The sequence below is a fragment of the Isoptericola sp. NPDC060257 genome, assembly GCF_042726645.1.
GTDB lineage: Bacteria > Actinomycetota > Actinomycetes > Actinomycetales > Cellulomonadaceae > Isoptericola > Isoptericola nanjingensis.
Genome location: NZ_JBHXAW010000074.1, coordinates 1 through 16,817, shown reverse-complemented (window position 1 = coordinate 16,817; position 16,817 = coordinate 1). Strand labels below are relative to the sequence as shown.

The following is a 16,817-nucleotide window of genomic DNA, read 5'->3' as shown; positions in this document are numbered from 1 at the left end:
GGGGAGGTCAGCCCGCGAAGGGCGTGGCCTTGAGGATCTCGACGGGGATCTCGCGACCGTTCGGCGCGGTGTAGGCCACCTTCTCGCCGATGCGGTGCCCGTCGATCGCGGCGCCGAGCGGCGACGTCGGCGAGTACACGTCGAGGTCGGTGGTGCCGGCGATCTCGCGGGAGCCGAGCAGGAACGTCATCTCGTCCCCGGCCACGACCGCGGTGACGACCATGCCGGCCTCCACAACGCCGTCGTCCGCGGGCGTGCCGATCTGCACGTGCCGCAGCTTCTCGGTGAGCTCGCGGATGCGGGCCTCGTTCTTCGCCTGCTCCTCGCGGGCGGCGTGGTAGCCGCCGTTCTCCTTGAGGTCGCCCTCGTCGCGGGCGGCGGCGATGCGCTCGGCGATCTCGGTGCGGGCGGGGCCGGAGAGGTGCTCCAGCTCGGCCTGCAGCCGGTCGTGAGCCTCCTGGGTGAGCCAGGTGACAGTGCTCTCGGTCACGAGGGCTCTCCTTTCGTGGTGCTCGATGGCCTGTTTCGGCCGTGCGCGGGCGACCGACGGGCGTCGGCACGCGCGTCGGCTGGGGCAGGACTGCGTGTGAATCCCTCAGGATAGCCCGGGCAGGCGCCAGAACCCAGGCCTCTGCCCTGGGCGAACAGGGTGATCCCGGTCGGGACGTCGGGTTCGGGGTGGTCTCAGGAGGCGTCGGGGACGTCGCAGGACTCGACGACCGCGGTCGTCGCCTCCTCGGACGTGCGCACGGTGACGGAGTACGTGGAGGTCTGCTGCTCGGCCGGGCCGACGGGCACCTCGAGGGTGCCGACCTGGGCGTAGCTCTGCGCGAGCGCCTCCACGTCGCAGACCGCCGTCGTGCCGGGCGGCATGTGCACCTGGAAGGTGACGTCGACCTGCTCGGCGTCGCGGACGTCGAAGCCCACCATCTCCACCGTCACGGGGTCCCGACGGGTCTGCTCGACCGAGAACCAGGCGGCCACGCCGACCGCCGCCGCGAGGGCGGCGCCGATGGCCACCTTGGCCCGCGTGCCGAGCGGGCGTCGGCCGTCCTGCCGACCGCCCTGTCCGGCACGCGATGTGCCGTACCGGTCGGCGGGGGGAGTGGGGCTGACGGGCTCGCTCATGGTGCACCATTGTCCCTGAACCTCTCTGTCGACCCGTCACCCCGGGAGGGACCTTGTCCTCCGCCTCCTCCGTGCCGCCCACCCCGCGGCCCGAGCCCCTGCGTCTGATGGCGGTGCACGCGCACCCGGACGACGAGTCCAGCAAGGGTGCCGCGACCACCGCGCGGTACGCCGCCGAGGGGGTCGAGGTGCTCGTCGTGACCTGCACGGGCGGGGAGCGGGGCGACGTGCTCAACCCGAGCTTCCAGGTGCCCGAGGGGCACGAGTTCGACAGCATCGAGGGCCGCCTGGCGGTCCGCCGCCTGGAGATGGCGGCCGCGGCCGAGGCGCTCGGCGTGCGCCAGACCTGGCTCGGCTTCGTGGACTCCGGGCTGCCGGAGGGCGACCCGCTGCCGCCCCTGCCCGAGGGCTCGTTCGGCCTGGTGCCGCTCGACGAGGCGGCGGCGCCGCTCGTCGAGCTGGTGCGCGAGTTCCGCCCGCACGTCATGACGACCTACGACCCGTCCGGCGGGTACCCGCACCCCGACCACATCAAGTGCCACGAGGTGTCGTTCGAGGCCTACCACGCGGCGGGCGACGCCTCCCGGTACGTCGTCGAGGGCGGCGCGGAGCCCTGGGAGCCCCTGAAGCTCTACTACAACCACGGCTTCTCGATGGCGCGCATGCGCGCGGTCCACGAGGCGATGCAGGGTGCCGGCCTGGAGTCGCCGTTCGGCGACTGGATCGAGTCGCGCGCGGCGCGCGAGATCCCCGAGCGGGAGGCGACGACGCACGTCGCCGTCGCGGACTTCTTCGCCCAGCGGGACGCGGCCCTCGTGGCGCACGCGTCGCAGATCGACCCGGACGGGTTCTTCTTCGCCGTCCCGCGCGACCTCGAGGCCGACGTGTGGCCCACGGAGGAGTACGAGCTCGCCGACTCGCGGGTGCCGACGTCGCTGCCCGAGGACGACCTGTTCGCCGGCCTCCGCGAGGAGGTCCGATGAGCGCCGTCTGGACCCTGCTCGCCGCCGCGCCGAGCCCGAGCCCCAGCCCGAGCCAGGGGCCGGACGAGCTCCAGGTGACGCCCGGCCTCGCCGGGTTCGTCGCGACGTTCGCCGTGGCCGTCGCCTGCGTGCTGCTCTTCCTGTCGCTCACGCGGCACCTGCGCCGCGCGCAGCGCAACGCCGAGGACCAGGGCATCCCGCTCGAGGAACCCAAGCACTTCGGGCTCCACGGCCCGGGGCGGGGCTCCGGCGCGCCCGGCGCCGCGCCCGACGGTGCCGGGCCGCGCGGCGACGGCGGCGCCGGCGACGGCGGGACGGGCGACGGCACGGACGGCGAGCCCGGTCGATGAGCGCCAGCGTGCGGGTCACGGTCGGCCAGCTCGCGATCACGGCCGACCACGACGCCAACCGCGAGGCGGTCGCCGAGGCCTTCCTCGCCGCCGGCCGCGTGGGCGCGGACCTGCTCGTGCTGCCGGAGTACTCCTCCGGCTACGACCCGCACGGCGTCGGCGTCGAGCACGCCGAGCCGCTCGACGGCCCGTTCGTCACCGCCCTGCGCCAGCACGCCGCGCGGTACCGCATCGCGGTGGTGGCCGGCACCACCCTGCCCGCCTACGGCGCCCCGGCCGCGAGCTCCGGCCAGCACCCGGCCGTGACCGGCGCGTTCCCCGCCGTCAGCGGTGCGTTCCCCGCGGTGACGGGCTCGCTGCCCGCGATCACCGGGACGACGCCGACGGTGGGCTCGCCGCCCGGGCCGCCGACGCGCGCGTTCAACACCGTCGTCGCGGTCGACGCGACGGGCGCCGTCGTCGGCGCCTACCGCAAGGTGCACCTCTACGACGCGTTCGGCACGCGAGAGTCCGACCGTCTCGAGCCCGGCCCGCCCGGCGTGCCGCCCCTCGTGCTGCGGCTGGGGGACCTCACGTTCGGCGTCGTCACCTGCTACGACCTGCGCTTCCCGGAGTCGGCGCGCCGTCTCGTGGACGCCGGGGCCGACGTCATCGTCGTGCCGGCGGCGTGGGTGGACGGCCCGCTCAAGGCGGACCACTGGCGCACGCTGATCCGCGCGCGGGCCATCGAGAACACGGCCGTGGTGATCGGCGTCGGGATGTCCGGCCCCGGGCTGGTGGGCCGGTCGCTCCTGGCCGGGCCGGACGGCGTCGTCGGCCTCGAGCTCGACGAGACCCCGCAGGTGCGCACCGTGGACCTGGACCCGGAGCCGCTGGCCCAGGTGCGCCTGCAGAACCCGTCGCTGGCGAACCGGCGCTACCTGGTGGTGCCCGCGGGCTGAGCCCGCCGGGACCGGCCGTGCGCGGCTACAGGGCTGCCAGGTAGATCGCCACGGTGTGGCAGGTGAAGCCGACAACGGTGAGCGCGTGGAAGATCTCGTGGAACCCGAACCAGCGCGGGGACGGGTTCGGGAACTTGGTGCCGTACACGACGGCGCCGAGGATGTACGCGATTCCGCCCGAGGCGACCAGCCAGGCGACGGCGGCGCCGCCCGCGGCGGCGAACTGCGGGATGTAGCCGACGGCGACGCAGCCCAGCGCCACGTACACCGGGACGTAGAGCCAGCGCGGCGCGCTCATCCACAGCACGCGCCCGACGAGGCCGAGGATCGCGCCGCCCCAGACCACGGCGAGGAGCACGGTGGCGGTGCCGCGCGGCAGCAGCATCACGGCCAGGGGCGTGTAGGTGCCGGCGATGATGAGGAAGATGTTGGCGTGGTCCAGGCGTCGCAGGACGGCGGCCGTGCGGGGCGACCAGGTGCCGGTGCCGAGGTGGTAGACCGCGCTGGTGCCGAAGAGCATGACGGCGGTGACGCCGAAGATCGCGCACGCGACCTTGTCGGCGGTGGTGTCGGCGAGGACGACGAGCACGATCGCGGCGGCCAGCGCCAGCGGCGCCGTCACGGCGTGGATCCAGCCACGCAGGTGCGGCTTGAGGAGGGCTGCCTTCCCGGCGGCCGCCGCCGACACGGTCTGCACGGCGTCGCCCACGACGCCCTTCGCCTCGCGGGCGACCTCCTTGACGTCGTCGACGTCGAGCCGGTCGGCCCGGTGGCCGTTCGGCTGGGCGGCTGCTGCCACGGGTGCTCCTTCTCGATCGGACGCGCTGAACCTACGCATCCGTAGGTTACGTCAGCGTAGGGGACGCGGCGCGGGCGCAGTGACCCCGCGCCGTGAAGATCGTGCGCAGGGGTTGCGGGGCGTCGCCGGGCGTCCGCCAGGCCCTGGACCTGCGGGTCCACGGGAGCGGTACCGTTGTCCCGCTCTCCGTCCGTCCCGCCCCCGCCGGGCGCCTGCGCCGTCGCGCGCCCGCGGCCCGGCCCGAACCCTCGAGGTCCCGCGTGCGCATGCCCCACCTGCTCTACGGCCTGTACGAGCGGCGCCTGGCCGCCTCGCTGCCGACGGCGCAGACGCCCCGGCACGTCGGCGTCATCCTCGACGGGAACCGGCGGTGGGCCCGGTCGTTCGGCGAGACCGCGGCCACGGGGCACCGGCGCGGGGCGGACAAGATCGCGGAGTTCCTGGGCTGGGCCGAGGAGCTCGGCGTCGAGGTCGTCACCCTCTGGATGCTGTCCACCGACAACCTCGCGCGCCCCGCGTCCGAGCTCGCCGACCTGCTCGACATCATCCGTGACGCCGTCCAGGACCTCGCGGAGTCGGGGCGCTGGCGGCTGCGCGTCGTGGGCCGGCTGGACCTGCTGCCGGGCGAGCTCGCGGACGCCGTGCGCTCCGCGGCCGAGGCCACGAAGAACGTCCAGGGCCTGCAGGTGAACGTCGCCGTCGGCTACGGCGGCCGGCACGAGATCGCCGACGCCGTCCGGTCGTACCTCAAGCAGGAGTCCGCCACCGGGGCGTCGCTCGAGGAGCTGGCCGAGCGGATCGACGTCGACGACATCGCCGCCCACCTGTACACCAAGGGACAGCCGGACCCGGAGCTCGTCATCCGCACGTCGGGCGAGCTGCGCGTGGGCGGCTTCCTCATGTGGCAGAGCGCGCACTCGGAGCTCTACTTCTGCGAGGCGTACTGGCCCGACTTCCGCCGCGTCGACTTCCTGCGCGCCCTGCGCGACTTCTCCCGGCGGGAGCGGCGCCTCGGCCGCTGAGCCTGTCGCGACCCGGTTCTGCGTCTCGACAGGCTCGACCACCGGCGGGTGGGGCACACTGCCACGGTGACCTCGCCCGACCACGAGACCCGACCCGCGCCCGACGTCCGCCTCGCCGCCGAGGCCTGGGAGTCGCTGTTCCGCGCGCAGGTCACGCTCATGCGCCGCTTCCAGGCCGACGACATCTGGCGCGACCTGTCGATGCGCGAGTACGACGTCCTGTTCACGCTGTCCCGCGCGCCCGGCGGCGAGCTGCGGCTGCGCGACCTCAACGAGGGGATGCTCATCGCCCAGTCGTCGCTGTCGCGGATGGTCGAGCGGCTCGAGGGACGCGGACTGGTCACCCGGTCGGTGCCGCCGGACGACGCCCGCGGCACCCTGGTGCGCCGCACCCCGGACGGGGCGCGGCGGCAGCGCGAGACCGGCCTGGCGCACGTGCGCACGATCGCGGAGTACGTTGGCCCAGCCCTGCCGGGCGAGGAGCTCGAGCACCTGCGCGACCTGCTGGACCGGCTCCGGCTGGCGCAGGCGGACATCCCTGACCGGAGATGACAACGCGTGCCATCAACGTCACGTCGGCCGGGGGCCGTTCTCGGCGGGCCGAGCCTCGGGCCGGTGCCATGATGGCAGTCATGTCGCTGACCCCCCAGTCGGCCGATGCCGGCCCGTACGACGCCCTGCTCCTGTACTCCTTCGGTGGTCCGAACAAGCCGGAGGACGTCGTCCCGTTCCTCCGCAACGTGACCGCCGGCAAGGGGATCCCCGACTCGCGGCTCGAGGAGGTCGGCGAGCACTACTACGGCTTCGGCGGCAAGAGCCCCATCAACGAGCAGAACCTCGCGCTGAAGGCGGCGCTCGAGGCCGAGCTCGCCGAGCGGGGTCTCGACCTGCCCGTCGTGTGGGGCAACCGCAACTGGGAGCCCTACACCACCGACGCGATCGACGAGCTCGAGCGCCTGGGTGCGAAGCGCGCCGTCGCGCTCGTCACGTCCGCCTACTCGTCCTACTCCGGCTGCCGGCAGTACCGCGAGGACCTCGCCGTGACGCTGGAGAAGCGCGGGCAGCTCGGCGCGGACGGCTCCACGGGTGTCCAGTTCGACAAGATCCGCTCCTACTTCAACCACCCGGGCTTCGTGGCGGCCAACGCCGAGGCCGTCCTCGAGGGCTACGAGGCGCTCGAGGCGAAGGGCGGCGACCCGGCCGCGGCGAAGCTCGTCTTCGTCACGCACTCCATCCCGGACACGATGGAGGCGGCGTCCCAGGTCTCGCACGCCACCTATTCCGCGCAGCACCTCGACGTCGCCGCCGTCATCGCCGCCGTCGTCTCCGAGGTGCGCGGGCACGCCGTCGAGTGGGAGCTGGCGTACTGCTCGCGCTCCGGCCCGCCGTCGCAGCCGTGGCTCGAGCCGGACGTCAACGACCTGCTCACCGAGCGTGCCGGTCAGGGCCTCAAGGACGTCGTCCTGTCCCCGATCGGGTTCGTGTCCGACCACATGGAGGTGGCCTACGACCTCGACACCGAGGCGATGGCCACGGCCACCGAGCTCGGCATGACCGCGGTCCGGGCGGGCACCGTCGGCACCCGGCCGGCGTTCGTGTCCGGCCTGGTGGACCTGCTCCTCGAGCGCGCGGCCATCGCCCGCGGCGAGGAGGTCGTGGAGGAGACGGTCGGCAACCTCCCCGCCTTCCGCTCGGTGTGCGCGCCCGGCTGCTGCCTGCGGCGCGACGGCGAGCCGAGCGGCATCCCCGCCCTGTGCAGCGTCGACCTGCACTCCTGACCCGCCCCGAGAGGACGTCATGACCGACAGCCACATCCACGGCGACACCGGCGAGACCGTCGACGCCGCCTCGATCAACGAGTCCATCCGGTACGCCATGATCGCGGTCTTCTCCACCGCCGAGCCGCTGCCGGCGGGCGACGCCGAGCGCGCGGAGATCGCCGCGGAGGCGGACGCCGCCCTCTGGGACGGCCAGCCCGACGACGCCCGCGACCCGGCCCGCGCCGAGGGCGACGTCGTCGTGCGCGGTGTGTACGACGTCGCCGGCCTCCGCGCCGACGCCGACCTCATGGTGTGGGTGCACGGCCCGTCGGTCGAGTCCGTGCAGGGCGCCTACCAGCGGCTGCGCGCGTCGAGGCTGGGCGCGTCCCTGGCGCCCGAGTGGTCGGTCGTGGCGCTGCACCGCGCCGCCGAGTTCAACAAGGGCCACGTGCCTGCGTTCCTCGCCGGCGAGCGCCCCCGCGACTACCTCTCCGTCTACCCGTTCGTGCGCTCCTACGACTGGTACCTGCTGCCCGACGACGAGCGCCGCACGATGCTCCGCGACCACGGCATGGCCGCGGCCGGGTACAAGGACGTGCGTGCCAACACGATGAGCACGTTCGCGCTGAGCGACTACGAGTGGCTGCTGGCGTTCGAGGCGGACGAGCTGCACCGGATCGTCGACCTCATGCGCGACCTGCGCGCGACCGAGGCCAGGCGTCACGTGCGCGAGGAGGTGCCGTTCTTCACCGGCCCGCGCGTCACCCTCGCCGACTGGGCGGAGAAGCAGCCCCGCGCGTGACCCTGCTCGCGTCCAGGGTCGCGACGACGACGGTGCCGCCGGTGGCGGCGTCGTCGTCCGGGTCCTCGTCGGTGACGACGATGACGCTCAGCCCGTGCGCCTCGACGAGCGTCGTCGCGCCGGGCACCTGGTCCGTGCCGACCTCGAAGAGCAGCGACCCGCCCGGGGCGAGCCAGCCCGGTGCCGCCGCGACGACGCGGCGCAGCACGTCCAGGCCGTCGGCGCCGCCGTCGAGCGCGACCGCGGGCTCGTGGTCTCGCGCCTCGGGCGGCATCGTCGGGATGGCGTCGGTGGGGACGTAGGGCGCGTTGCACAGCAGCAGGTCGACGCGGCCGCGCAGCACGGAGGGGACGACGGACAGCAGGTCCCCCTCGTGCACGGCGGCGCCGAGCGGGGCCAGGTTGCGCCGGGCGTGCACGACCGCGGCGGGCTCGACGTCGCTCGCGTGCAGCACGGGATCGGTCCCGGCGGCGCGCAGCCCCAGCAGCACGGCGCCGCCCACCGCGCCGCAGCCGCAGCACAGGTCGAGCACCGTGGCCGGGGCGGGGAGCGCGAGCGCCGCGGCGACCATCAGCTCCGTGCGGCGCCGGGGCACGAACACGCCGGGGCCCACCGACCAGCGTCGGCCGGCGAACTCCACCCACCCGAGCACGTGCTCCAGCGGCTCGCCGCCCGCGCGCCGCGCGACCAGGCCCTCGAGGCGGACGGCGTCGACGGCCGCCTCGAGCAGCAGCGCGGCCTCGTCCTCCGCGAACACGCAGCCCGCCGCCCGCAGCCGCGCGACGAGGGGCTCCAGGTCGGGTCCCAGGTCGTCGGCCGCGGGCGGTGCGGGGTCCGTCCGGTCGGTGCTCAGGGGTACAGCCCCCGGATGCGGTGCGCCTCGGCGGTGCGCTGCACGCCGATGACCAGCGCGGCGTCGCGCAGGGACAGCCCTTCGCGCTTGGCGAGCGCGGAGACGTCGCCGTACGCGGAGGTCATACGGTGCTCGAGGCGGTCGGCGATCTCTTCCTCCGACCACCAGTAGGTCTGGTTGGCCTGCACCCACTCGAAGTAGGAGACGACGACGCCGCCCGCGTTGGCGAGCACGTCCGGCACGACCGTGACGCCGTTCGCGGCGAGCACGCTGTCGCCGTCCGTGGTGGTCGGTCCGTTGGCGCCCTCGACCACCCAGCGCGCCCGCACGGTGGCGGCGGTGACGCCGTCGAGCACCCCCTCGACGGCGGCGGGCACGAGCACGTCGACGTCGAGGCCGAGCAGGTCGGCGTTGGACAGCGGGTCGGCGCCGTCGAAGCCGACGACGGAGCCGGTGGCCGCGACGTGCGCGAGGAGCCGGGGCATGTCGAGGCCCGCGTCGTTGCGGAGCCCGCCGTACTGGTCGCTCACCGCGACGACGGTCGCGCCGCGCGCGGCGAAGATCGCGGCGGCGTGCGAGCCCACCTTGCCGAAGCCCTGCACGGCGACGGTGACGTCGGTCAGCGGCACGCTGGCCTCGCCGAGCGCCGCGGCGGTGACGTGCACGATGCCGGCGCTGGTGGCGGTGCCGCGGCCGCGGGAGCCGCCCAGCGCCAGGGGCTTGCCGGTGACGACGGCGGGGATCGTGTACCCGCGGTTCACGGAGTAGGTGTCCATGACCCACGCCATCGTGTGCTCGTCGGTGCCCATGTCGGGCGCCATGATGTCGGTGTCCGGGCCGATCATCGGCATGATCTCGGACGTGTACCGGCGGGTGACGCGCTCCAGCTCGGCCGTCGAGTAGTCGCGCGGGTCGATGGCGACGCCGCCCTTGGCGCCGCCGTACGGCAGGTCGACGATGGCGCACTTCCAGGTCATCCACATCGCGAGGGCGCGGACCTCGTCGATGTCGACGCCGGGCGCGTAGCGCAGGCCGCCCTTGCCGGGGCCGCGGGTGATGTTGTGCTGCACGCGGAAGCCGTGGAAGAGGACGGTCTCGCCGTCGTCGCGCCGCAGCGGCACGGCCACGTGGATCTCGCGGCGGGGGGTGGCCAGCATCCGGCGCTGGCCCTCGTCGTAGCCGAGCACGGCCACGGCGCTGGCGAGCTGGCTGTGCGCCGTGTCGAGCGGGGAGCTCGCCCGCGGCGCGGCCGGGGTGTCGGGCAGGGGTGTCGAGGTCATCGACGTCGTCGTCGTCACGGGTCCTCCAGGACACGGTGCCGAGGTCCCCGGGTAGGGGCCCCGGCAGGGTTGGCGCGGCCCGGGATGGTGGGCCTCGGCGCCCACCGTAGCCGCTCCCGCGCACCCTTCAGCGGGCGAAACCCGCCGCCTTACGGAGCCGTGTCCGGGCGTTGACCCGACGATGCCGCCGGTTGAGCTTGTCGAGACCGGGGGACGGCGATTCGACAAGCTCGACCGGCGGGACCGGGGTGCGCGTCAGCGCACGAACCGCCACGCGGTCGGCAGCAGGGCGGCGGCGAGCGCGGCCTTGAGCGCGTCGCCGGGCAGGAAGACGACGGCGCCGGAGAGCAGCGCGGCGCCCACGGGCATCCCGGTGCTCACCGCGAGCCACGGCACGCCCACGGCGTAGACGGCGAGGGTGCCGAGCGCGTAGGTGCCGACGGTGGACAGCACGCGGCGGTCGGCGCCGCGGCGGGCGAGCGCCCCGACGACCACGCCCGCCAGGAGGAAGCCGACGAGGTAGCCGCCGGACGCGCCGGCGACGGACTCCCAGCCCGCCGTCGCGCCGGCGAACACGGGCAGGCCCGCGACGCCGGCGGCGAGGTAGACCGCCTGGGCGGCGGCCCCGCGCCAGGGGCCGAGGGCGGCGGCGCCCAGCAGGACGGCGAACGTCTGGCCGGTGAGCGGCACCGGCAGGCCGGGCACCGGGACGACGACCTGCGCGGCCAGCGCGGTGAGGGCGGCCACCGCGACGACGAGGACGGCGTCGCGGGCGAGCGCCCCGGGCAGCAGGTCGGCGAGGACGCGGCGCGGGCGGGCGGGGGAGAGGGGGAGGGCGGCTGCGGTCATGACGACGACGCTAGGGGCGGACGGCGGCCGCGGTCATGACCGAGGTGGACCAACGCTCGGGGGCGTCTGTTTGTGCAGGTCGTACACACGCGGCGGGGCAGCGGGCGTGCTGGGGCGGCTCCTTTGTGGGAATCGTGCAGCGGGGCCCGCCGACGCGCCCGGTATGTCACAGGATTGGAACCTCCGTGCGGTAGCCTCCGGCGACATGGCTGACAAGGACGTCACACCCCCCGCCCTCGACCGAGACCTCGACCACGGCTCCGACGTGGAACGCCCCCGCTGGAAGCTGGTCGGCCCCGGCCTGGTCGTCGCGGCCACGGGCATCGGCGCGGGGGACCTGGTCGCCACGCTCGTCGCGGGCAGCAAGTTCGGCTACACCCTGCTCTGGGCGGCCGTCCTCGGCGTGATCATCAAGATCGTCCTGGTGGAGGGCGCGGGCCGTTGGTCGCTCGCCACGAACCGCACGATCTTCGACGGCTGGAAGTCGCTGGGCGCGTGGGCGAGCGTCTACTTCGGCGTCTACATCGTGGTGTGGGGCTTCAGCTACGGCGCCGCGGCGATGTCGAGCTCGGCGCTGCCGCTCGTCGCGCTGTTCCCGCAGGTCGACCTGATCTGGTTCGCGATCGGCATGGGCCTGATCGGCGCGGCCATCGTCTGGCTCGGGAAGTACAAGATGTTCGAGGTCGTGATCGCCGTGCTCGTGGGCGTCATGTTCGTGACAATCGTCGGCTCCGCGGTGCTCACGGTGCCGAACCTCGGCCAGATCCTCGGCGGCCTGGTGCCGCGCATCCCGGAGGGATCGATCCTCTACACGCTCAGCCTCGCCGGCGGCGTCGGCGGCACCATCACGCTGGCGGCCTACGGGTACTGGCTGAAGGAGAAGGGCTGGTACGCGCCGCGCTGGATGAAGGTCATGCGCATCGACAACGCGATGGCGTACGTGATCTCCGGCGTCTTCGTCATCTCCATGCTCATCGTGGGCGCCGAGCTGCTGTACTCCTCCGGCATCACGGTCGCCGACGGCGAGGGCGGCCTGGTCGACCTGTCCGACGTGCTCGCCGAGCGGTACGGGGCGTTCATGGCGCCGCTGTTCCTCGTCGGCTTCTGGGCGTCGTCGTTCTCGTCCGTGCTGGGCGTGTGGAACGGCGTCTCGCTGATGTTCGCGGACTTCGTCGCCACGGTCCGCGGGCTGGCGGAGGACGACCCGCGGCGCAAGGCCGGCGGCAGCTACTACAGGGCGTACATCCTGTGGCTCACGTTCCCGCCGATGCTGCTGCTCCTGCTCGACAAGCCCATCGCGCTCGTCGTCGCCTACGGCGCGCTCGGCTCGCTGTTCATGCCGTTCCTGGCGGTCACGCTGCTCATCCTCATGAACTCGTCGCGGGTGCCGGCGCGGTGGCGCAACCGGCCGCTGACGAACGTGATCCTCGGGCTGGTGACGCTGATGTTCGTGGTGCTCGGCGTGCAGCAGCTGATCGAGGCGCTCGCGCCCGTGCTCGGCGGGTGACCCTCAGCCCGCGGCGCGGGCGCGGCGCCGGAACGACGACGGCGTCTCGCCCGTGAGCCGGGCGAACGTGCGGGTGAACGACGGCTGGTCGTAGAAGCCCGCCGCGGCGGCGACCTCCGCGAGCGGGGTGGTCGTGGACGTCAGCAGGTGCGCGGCGCGGTCCACCCGCGTGCGCAGCACGAGCTGGCGCGGCGAGAGCCCGAAGACCTTGCGCACCCGGCGGTCCAGGACGGCGGGCGTGCTGCCCGACAGCCGCGCCAGGTCGGCCACGGACAGCGGGTCGCCGGGGGAGGCGTCCAGGTGCCGCTCGACGGCGGCCACCAGGCGGGCCATCGCGTCCATCGTCGCGTCGTCGGCGTCGCCCGAGCGCAGGTCCTGCGACACGGAGACGAGGCCGACCACGCGGCCCGCGGCGTCGCGCACGGGCAGCTTCGCGGTGAGGAACCAGCCAGGCGTCCCGCCCACCCGGCGGATGAGCTCCAGCTCGTTGCGCAGCGGGCGACCCGTGCGCACCACCTCGGCGTCCTGCGCCTCGTAGCGCTCGGCCAGCTCGGGCACGAACAGGTCGACGGCGCGGCGGCCCAGCACCTGGCGGCGGGAGCGCTCGTTGGTGCGGCGCACGAACACCTGGTTCACGGCGAGGTAGCGGCCGTCGGCGTCCTTGGCGCAGAACATCACGTCCGACAGCTCGTCCATGAGGTCCACCATCACGGGGGACAGGGCGGCCATGAGAGCCGCGGTGCCGGGGACGTCCGCCGCGGCCTCGGCGCCGACCGGCGAGGGGTCGCCGACGGGCTCTCCCGGGGCGTCGCCCGCGGTGCCGGTGGTGTTGTCGGAATCTGCTCCCATCGCGCGCCCGATCGTACAAGACGGGCCCCGGCCCCAGGGCGCACCCTGGGGGCATGAGTACCTCCGTTCCGGCGCGCGGCGGCGCCACCCCTTCCGCCGTGCAGAGCGCCCCCACCGACGCGGGCGCCGAAGCCCTGGTCGAGGACGCGGTCGCCCTCGCCCACCACTGGATCGCCGTCGCCTCCGGCTCCTCCGGCGCTACCGGGTCGACCACCCGCGCCGACCGGAAGACGCGCGCCACCGCCGAGCGGCTCGGCTCGCTCGTCTCCGACCCGGCCGGGCTCGAGCTCGCCGTCGGGTTCGTCGACGACGTCGCGCGCCCGCAGGACGTCGGCGTCGCCGCCACCGCGCTCGCCCGCCTCGGGCGGGACGCCGGCTCGGCCACCTTCCTCGGCCCCGTCGACCGCACCCTGTTCAAGGTCGGCGCCGTCGTCGCCCCCGTGCTGCCGTCCGTCGTCGTCCCCGCCGCGCGCGTGCGCCTGCGCCAGCTCGTCGGCCACCTCGTCGCGGACGCCGGCAAGGGCCTCACCGCGCACCTCGCCCGCACCCGCGCCGAGGGCTACACGCTCAACGTCAACCTGCTCGGCGAGGCGGTGCTCGGCGACGACGAGGCCGCCGCCCGCCTGCAGCGCACCATCGACCTGGTGCGCCGGCCCGACGTCGACTACGTCTCCGTCAAGGTGTCCTCCGTCGCGGCGCAGCTCGTCACCTGGGACCTGGACGGCTCGCGCGAGCGCGTCGTCGAGCACCTGCTGCCCCTGTACCGGGCCGCGCGCGACCACGGCGTCTTCCTCAACCTCGACATGGAGGAGTACAAGGACCTCGCGCTGACCACCGCGGTCTTCACGCAGGTGCTCGACCGCGAGGAGTTCAAGGACCTCGAGGCCGGCATCGTGCTGCAGGCCTACCTGCCCGACGCGATGGGCGCGCTCGACGAGCTCACCGAGTTCGCGCAGAAGCGCGTGGCCGACGGCGGCGCGCGCATCAAGGTGCGCCTCGTCAAGGGCGCCAACCTGGCGATGGAGCACGTCGAGGCCGAGCTGCACGACTGGGCGCAGGCGCCGTACCCCACCAAGCCGGACGTGGACGCCAACTACGTGCGCATCCTCGACCACCACCTGCGCGCCGACCGCACCGCGGCCGTGCGCCTCGGCGTCGCGTCGCACAACCTCTTCCACGTCGCGCTCGCCGTGCTGCTCGCCCGCGGCCGCGGCGTCACCGAGGGCCTCGACATCGAGATGCTGCAGGGCATGGCCCCCATCGAGGCGCGCCTCGTGCGCGACGAGGTGGCCAAGGACGGCGGCCACGTCGTGCTGTACACGCCGGTGGTGCGCGACGAGGACTTCGACGTCGCGATCTCCTACCTGGTGCGCCGCCTCGAGGAGAACGCCGCCGAGCAGAACTTCCTGCACGCCGCGTTCGCGCCCGCGGCCGGGACGGGTGGCGTCGAGGCCACCCCGATGGAGCGCCAGGAGCTGGCGTTCCGGGCGTCGGTGCGGGACGGCGTGCACTACCGGCCGGTCGACGTCGCGCCGCGCCGCCGCGACCGGTTCGCCGGCGGGGCCACCGCGCCCACCGCCGCCGGTTGCCCGACGGCGGAGCCGTTCCGCAACGCCGTCGACACCGACCCCGCCGTGGCCGCGCACCGCGCGTGGGCCCGCAGCGTCGTCGGGCCGGACTCCGGGTTCGTCCCGGTACAGGCTCCCGAGGTCGCCTCGACCGAGGCGATCGACGACGCCGTCGCCCGCGCCGTCGCCGCCCAGGGCGCCTGGGGCGCCGTCGCGCCCGCCGACCGCGCGCGCGTGCTGCGCGCCGCCGCGCGCGAGCTCGAGGCCCGCCGCACGGACCTCGTCGCCGCCATGGTGCACGAGCCCGGCAAGACCGTCGCCGAGGCCGACCCCGAGGTCAGCGAGGCGATCGACTTCGCCAACTACTACGCCGCGATGGCCGAGGCCCTGGAGCAGGTGGACGGCGCCACGTTCACGCCCGACGGCGTCACGCTGGTCACCCCGCCGTGGAACTTCCCGGTCGCCATCCCCACGGGCGGCGCCCTCGCGGCGCTCGCGGCCGGGTCGACCGTGCTCGCCAAGCCGGCGCCGACCACGCCGCGCTGCTACGAGCTCGCGATCGAGGCCGTGCACGCCGCGCTCGACGAGGTGGCGCCGGAGATCGGGCTCGACCCCCGGGTCGCGCGGGACGTCGTGCAGTTCCTGCGGGTGCCCGACGGCGACCTCGGCCAGCACCTCGTGACGCACCCCGACGTCGCCCGCGTGATCCTCACCGGCTCCATCGAGACGGCCGAGCTGTTCGCCTCCTGGCGGCCGGAGCGCCCGGTGCTCGCGGAGACGTCGGGCAAGAACGCGCTGGTCGTGACGCCGTCGGCGGACCTCGACCTCGCCGTGTCCGACCTGGTCAAGAGCGCCTTCGGCCACGCCGGGCAGAAGTGCTCGGCCGCGTCGCTGGTCATCCTGGTCGGCTCCGTGGGCGACCCGTCCACCGAGACCGGCAAGAGGTTCCGCCGCCAGCTCGTCGACGCCGTGCAGTCGCTCGCGGTGGGCTCGCCCACCGAGCTGTCCACCGTCATGGGGCCGCTGACCGAGCCCGCGCAGGGCAAGCTGCTGCGCGCGCTCACGACCCTCGAGCCGGGGGAGTCGTGGCTCGTGCGCCCGCGTCGCCTGGACGACGCGGCCGCCGCGGCCGGCATCGAGGCGGACCGGCTCTGGTCGCCGGGCCTGCGCGACGGCGTCGCGCCGGGGTCGTTCTTCCACCTCACCGAGGTGTTCGGCCCCGTGCTCGGCATCATGACCGCCAAGGACCTGGACGAGGCGATCCGCCTCCAGAACCAGGTCGACTTCGGCCTCACGGCGGGCATCCACTCCCTCGACGACGACGAGATCGCCACCTGGCTCGACCGCGTCGAGGCCGGCAACGTGTACGTCAACCGGCACATCACCGGCGCCATCGTGCAGCGGCAGTCGTTCGGCGGCTGGAAGGCCTCGGCCGTGGGCCCGGGCGCCAAGGCCGGCGGCCCCAACTACGTCGCCGAGCTCGGCGCGTGGGCGGACGCCGACCTCCCGTCGCGCACGAACGACCCCGAGGGCTGGCTCGCCGCGGCGCAGGCGTCGGACGACGCCGCCTGGGCCACGGAGATCGGCGTCGGGCACGACAAGTCGGGCCTGACGGTGGAGGAGAACACCTTCCGCTACCGGCCGATCGATCGCCTCACCGTGCGCGTCGGCGACGGCGCCCTGCCGATCGAGGTGCGGCGCGTGCTCGCCGCGGCGAAGCGCGCCGGCGTGCCGGCCGTCGTCGTCCCCGACACGGACTCCGGCTGGGGCGTGCCGCACGAGGCGCCGACGTCCCACGCGGACTTCGCCGCCGCCGTCGCGGCGGGCCGCGTCACCGGGCGCGTCCGCGTGGTCGGCCGCGCGCCGGGCCTGCGCGAGGCCGCCGCGACCACCTTCGCCGCCCAGGGCATGAAGCCGGAGGACTGGGGCGTCGCTCCGGTCCCCGTCCCGACCGGAGCCCCCGGCGCGGGCAAGCAGACCAACTCCATGGTGGCCGGCATCAACATGGCGGTGTTCAAGAACACCAAGAACATCGACGGTGCCAAGAAGTTCGTGAAGTTCATGACCAGCGACGCCGAGCAGAAGATCCTCTGCAAGACGTACGGGTCGATCCCGCCCGTCAAGGC

At 74.4% G+C, this 16,817-nt stretch carries 16 protein-coding genes; 9 read left to right on the top strand and 7 right to left on the bottom strand.

Annotation, left to right across the window (positions count from 1 at the left end; all coding sequences use genetic code 11):
- Window positions 1–7: 7 nt before the first annotated feature.
- Window positions 8–490: a transcription elongation factor GreA gene (gene greA, locus ACFWEK_RS08540; RefSeq protein WP_429764557.1), complete on the bottom strand. Its 483-nt coding sequence runs from the start codon at window positions 488–490 to the stop codon at window positions 8–10.
- Window positions 491–684: 194 nt separating this feature from the next.
- Window positions 685–1,128, bottom strand: a complete 444-nt coding sequence (locus ACFWEK_RS08535; RefSeq protein ID WP_430553770.1) for a DUF4307 domain-containing protein — start codon at window positions 1,126–1,128, stop codon at window positions 685–687.
- A 107-nt stretch (window positions 1,129–1,235) separates the two neighbouring features.
- On the opposite strand from ACFWEK_RS08535, the gene mca reads away from it, so the two are divergent.
- From mca to ACFWEK_RS08520, 3 genes are read left to right on the top strand one after another with little or no spacing between them, the layout of a single operon-like run.
- Window positions 1,236–2,111, top strand: a complete 876-nt coding sequence (mca, locus tag ACFWEK_RS08530) for a mycothiol conjugate amidase Mca (protein WP_430546803.1) — start codon at window positions 1,236–1,238, stop codon at window positions 2,109–2,111.
- Window positions 2,108–2,461, top strand: a complete 354-nt coding sequence (locus ACFWEK_RS08525) for a hypothetical protein (RefSeq protein ID WP_430553769.1) — start codon at window positions 2,108–2,110, stop codon at window positions 2,459–2,461. Before mca ends, ACFWEK_RS08525 begins: the two co-directional genes overlap by 4 nt.
- Entirely contained in the window at window positions 2,458–3,402 is a 945-nt protein-coding gene (locus ACFWEK_RS08520) for a carbon-nitrogen hydrolase family protein (protein WP_430553768.1), read from the top strand. The genes ACFWEK_RS08525 and ACFWEK_RS08520 overlap by 4 nt, the downstream gene beginning before the upstream one ends.
- A gap of 25 nt (window positions 3,403–3,427) precedes the next feature.
- On the opposite strand, the gene ACFWEK_RS08515 is transcribed toward ACFWEK_RS08520, so the two are convergent.
- On the bottom strand, window positions 3,428–4,201 hold the full coding sequence (locus ACFWEK_RS08515) for a hemolysin III family protein (RefSeq protein WP_430546773.1): 774 nt from the start codon (window positions 4,199–4,201) through the stop codon (window positions 3,428–3,430).
- 260 nt (window positions 4,202–4,461) lie between these two features.
- Here ACFWEK_RS08515 and ACFWEK_RS08510 point away from each other — a divergent pair, with 260 nt between their 5' ends.
- From ACFWEK_RS08510 to hemQ, 4 genes are all read left to right on the top strand, one after another.
- The gene (locus tag ACFWEK_RS08510; RefSeq protein ID WP_430553767.1) at window positions 4,462–5,223 is read left to right on the top strand and encodes an isoprenyl transferase; all 762 of its coding nucleotides are present in this window, start codon (window positions 4,462–4,464) and stop codon (window positions 5,221–5,223) included.
- A 66-nt stretch (window positions 5,224–5,289) separates the two neighbouring features.
- Entirely contained in the window at window positions 5,290–5,775 is a 486-nt protein-coding gene (locus ACFWEK_RS08505; RefSeq protein ID WP_430553766.1) for a MarR family winged helix-turn-helix transcriptional regulator, read from the top strand.
- Between the two features lie 80 nt (window positions 5,776–5,855).
- Window positions 5,856–7,001: a ferrochelatase gene (locus tag ACFWEK_RS08500; protein ID WP_430553765.1), complete on the top strand. Its 1,146-nt coding sequence runs from the start codon at window positions 5,856–5,858 to the stop codon at window positions 6,999–7,001.
- A 19-nt stretch (window positions 7,002–7,020) separates the two neighbouring features.
- Entirely contained in the window at window positions 7,021–7,785 is a 765-nt protein-coding gene (gene hemQ / locus ACFWEK_RS08495; RefSeq protein WP_430546769.1) for a hydrogen peroxide-dependent heme synthase, read from the top strand.
- Here hemQ and ACFWEK_RS08490 read toward each other — a convergent pair.
- From ACFWEK_RS08490 to ACFWEK_RS08480, 3 genes are all read right to left on the bottom strand, one after another.
- Window positions 7,745–8,593 (bottom strand): putative protein N(5)-glutamine methyltransferase, encoded by an 849-nt coding sequence (locus ACFWEK_RS08490; protein WP_430553771.1) that lies wholly within the window; start codon window positions 8,591–8,593, stop codon window positions 7,745–7,747. The genes hemQ and ACFWEK_RS08490 overlap by 41 nt on opposite strands.
- Before the next feature lie 41 nt (window positions 8,594–8,634).
- Window positions 8,635–9,918, bottom strand: coding sequence for a Glu/Leu/Phe/Val dehydrogenase (locus tag ACFWEK_RS08485; RefSeq protein WP_430553764.1), 1,284 nt, complete (start codon window positions 9,916–9,918; stop codon window positions 8,635–8,637).
- 255 nt (window positions 9,919–10,173) lie between these two features.
- Window positions 10,174–10,767, bottom strand: a complete 594-nt coding sequence (locus ACFWEK_RS08480; RefSeq protein WP_430553763.1) for a biotin transporter BioY — start codon at window positions 10,765–10,767, stop codon at window positions 10,174–10,176.
- 205 nt (window positions 10,768–10,972) lie between these two features.
- Here ACFWEK_RS08480 and ACFWEK_RS08475 point away from each other — a divergent pair, with 205 nt between their 5' ends.
- A complete protein-coding gene (locus ACFWEK_RS08475) occupies window positions 10,973–12,274 on the top strand; it encodes an Nramp family divalent metal transporter (protein ID WP_430553762.1) in 1,302 nt (433 codons plus the stop codon).
- Between the two features lie 3 nt (window positions 12,275–12,277).
- Here ACFWEK_RS08475 and ACFWEK_RS08470 read toward each other — a convergent pair whose 3' ends face one another.
- Complete coding sequence (locus ACFWEK_RS08470) at window positions 12,278–13,123, bottom strand: helix-turn-helix domain-containing protein (protein WP_430553761.1); 846 nt, start codon at window positions 13,121–13,123, stop codon at window positions 12,278–12,280.
- A 53-nt stretch (window positions 13,124–13,176) separates the two neighbouring features.
- On the opposite strand from ACFWEK_RS08470, the gene ACFWEK_RS08465 reads away from it, so the two are divergent.
- Window positions 13,177–16,817: proline dehydrogenase family protein (locus tag ACFWEK_RS08465; RefSeq protein ID WP_430553760.1), on the top strand; the 3,641-nt coding region annotated here is incomplete at its 3' end.

Excerpts from the sequence above, each read along its gene's own strand:
- ACFWEK_RS08535 (WP_430553770.1), bottom strand. The coding sequence starts at position 1,128 with ATGAGCGAGCCCGTCAGCCCCACTCCCCCCGCCGACCGGTACGGCACA.
- mca (WP_430546803.1), top strand. The coding sequence starts at position 1,236 with ATGGCGGTGCACGCGCACCCGGACGACGAGTCCAGCAAGGGTGCCGCG.
- ACFWEK_RS08525 (WP_430553769.1), top strand. The coding sequence starts at position 2,108 with ATGAGCGCCGTCTGGACCCTGCTCGCCGCCGCGCCGAGCCCGAGCCCC.
- ACFWEK_RS08520 (WP_430553768.1), top strand. The coding sequence starts at position 2,458 with ATGAGCGCCAGCGTGCGGGTCACGGTCGGCCAGCTCGCGATCACGGCC.
- ACFWEK_RS08500 (WP_430553765.1), top strand. The coding sequence starts at position 5,856 with ATGTCGCTGACCCCCCAGTCGGCCGATGCCGGCCCGTACGACGCCCTG.
- hemQ (WP_430546769.1), top strand. The coding sequence starts at position 7,021 with ATGACCGACAGCCACATCCACGGCGACACCGGCGAGACCGTCGACGCC.
- ACFWEK_RS08485 (WP_430553764.1), bottom strand. The coding sequence starts at position 9,918 with ATGACCTCGACACCCCTGCCCGACACCCCGGCCGCGCCGCGGGCGAGC.
- ACFWEK_RS08480 (WP_430553763.1), bottom strand. The coding sequence starts at position 10,767 with ATGACCGCAGCCGCCCTCCCCCTCTCCCCCGCCCGCCCGCGCCGCGTC.
- ACFWEK_RS08475 (WP_430553762.1), top strand. The coding sequence starts at position 10,973 with ATGGCTGACAAGGACGTCACACCCCCCGCCCTCGACCGAGACCTCGAC.
- ACFWEK_RS08470 (WP_430553761.1), bottom strand. The coding sequence starts at position 13,123 with ATGGGAGCAGATTCCGACAACACCACCGGCACCGCGGGCGACGCCCCG.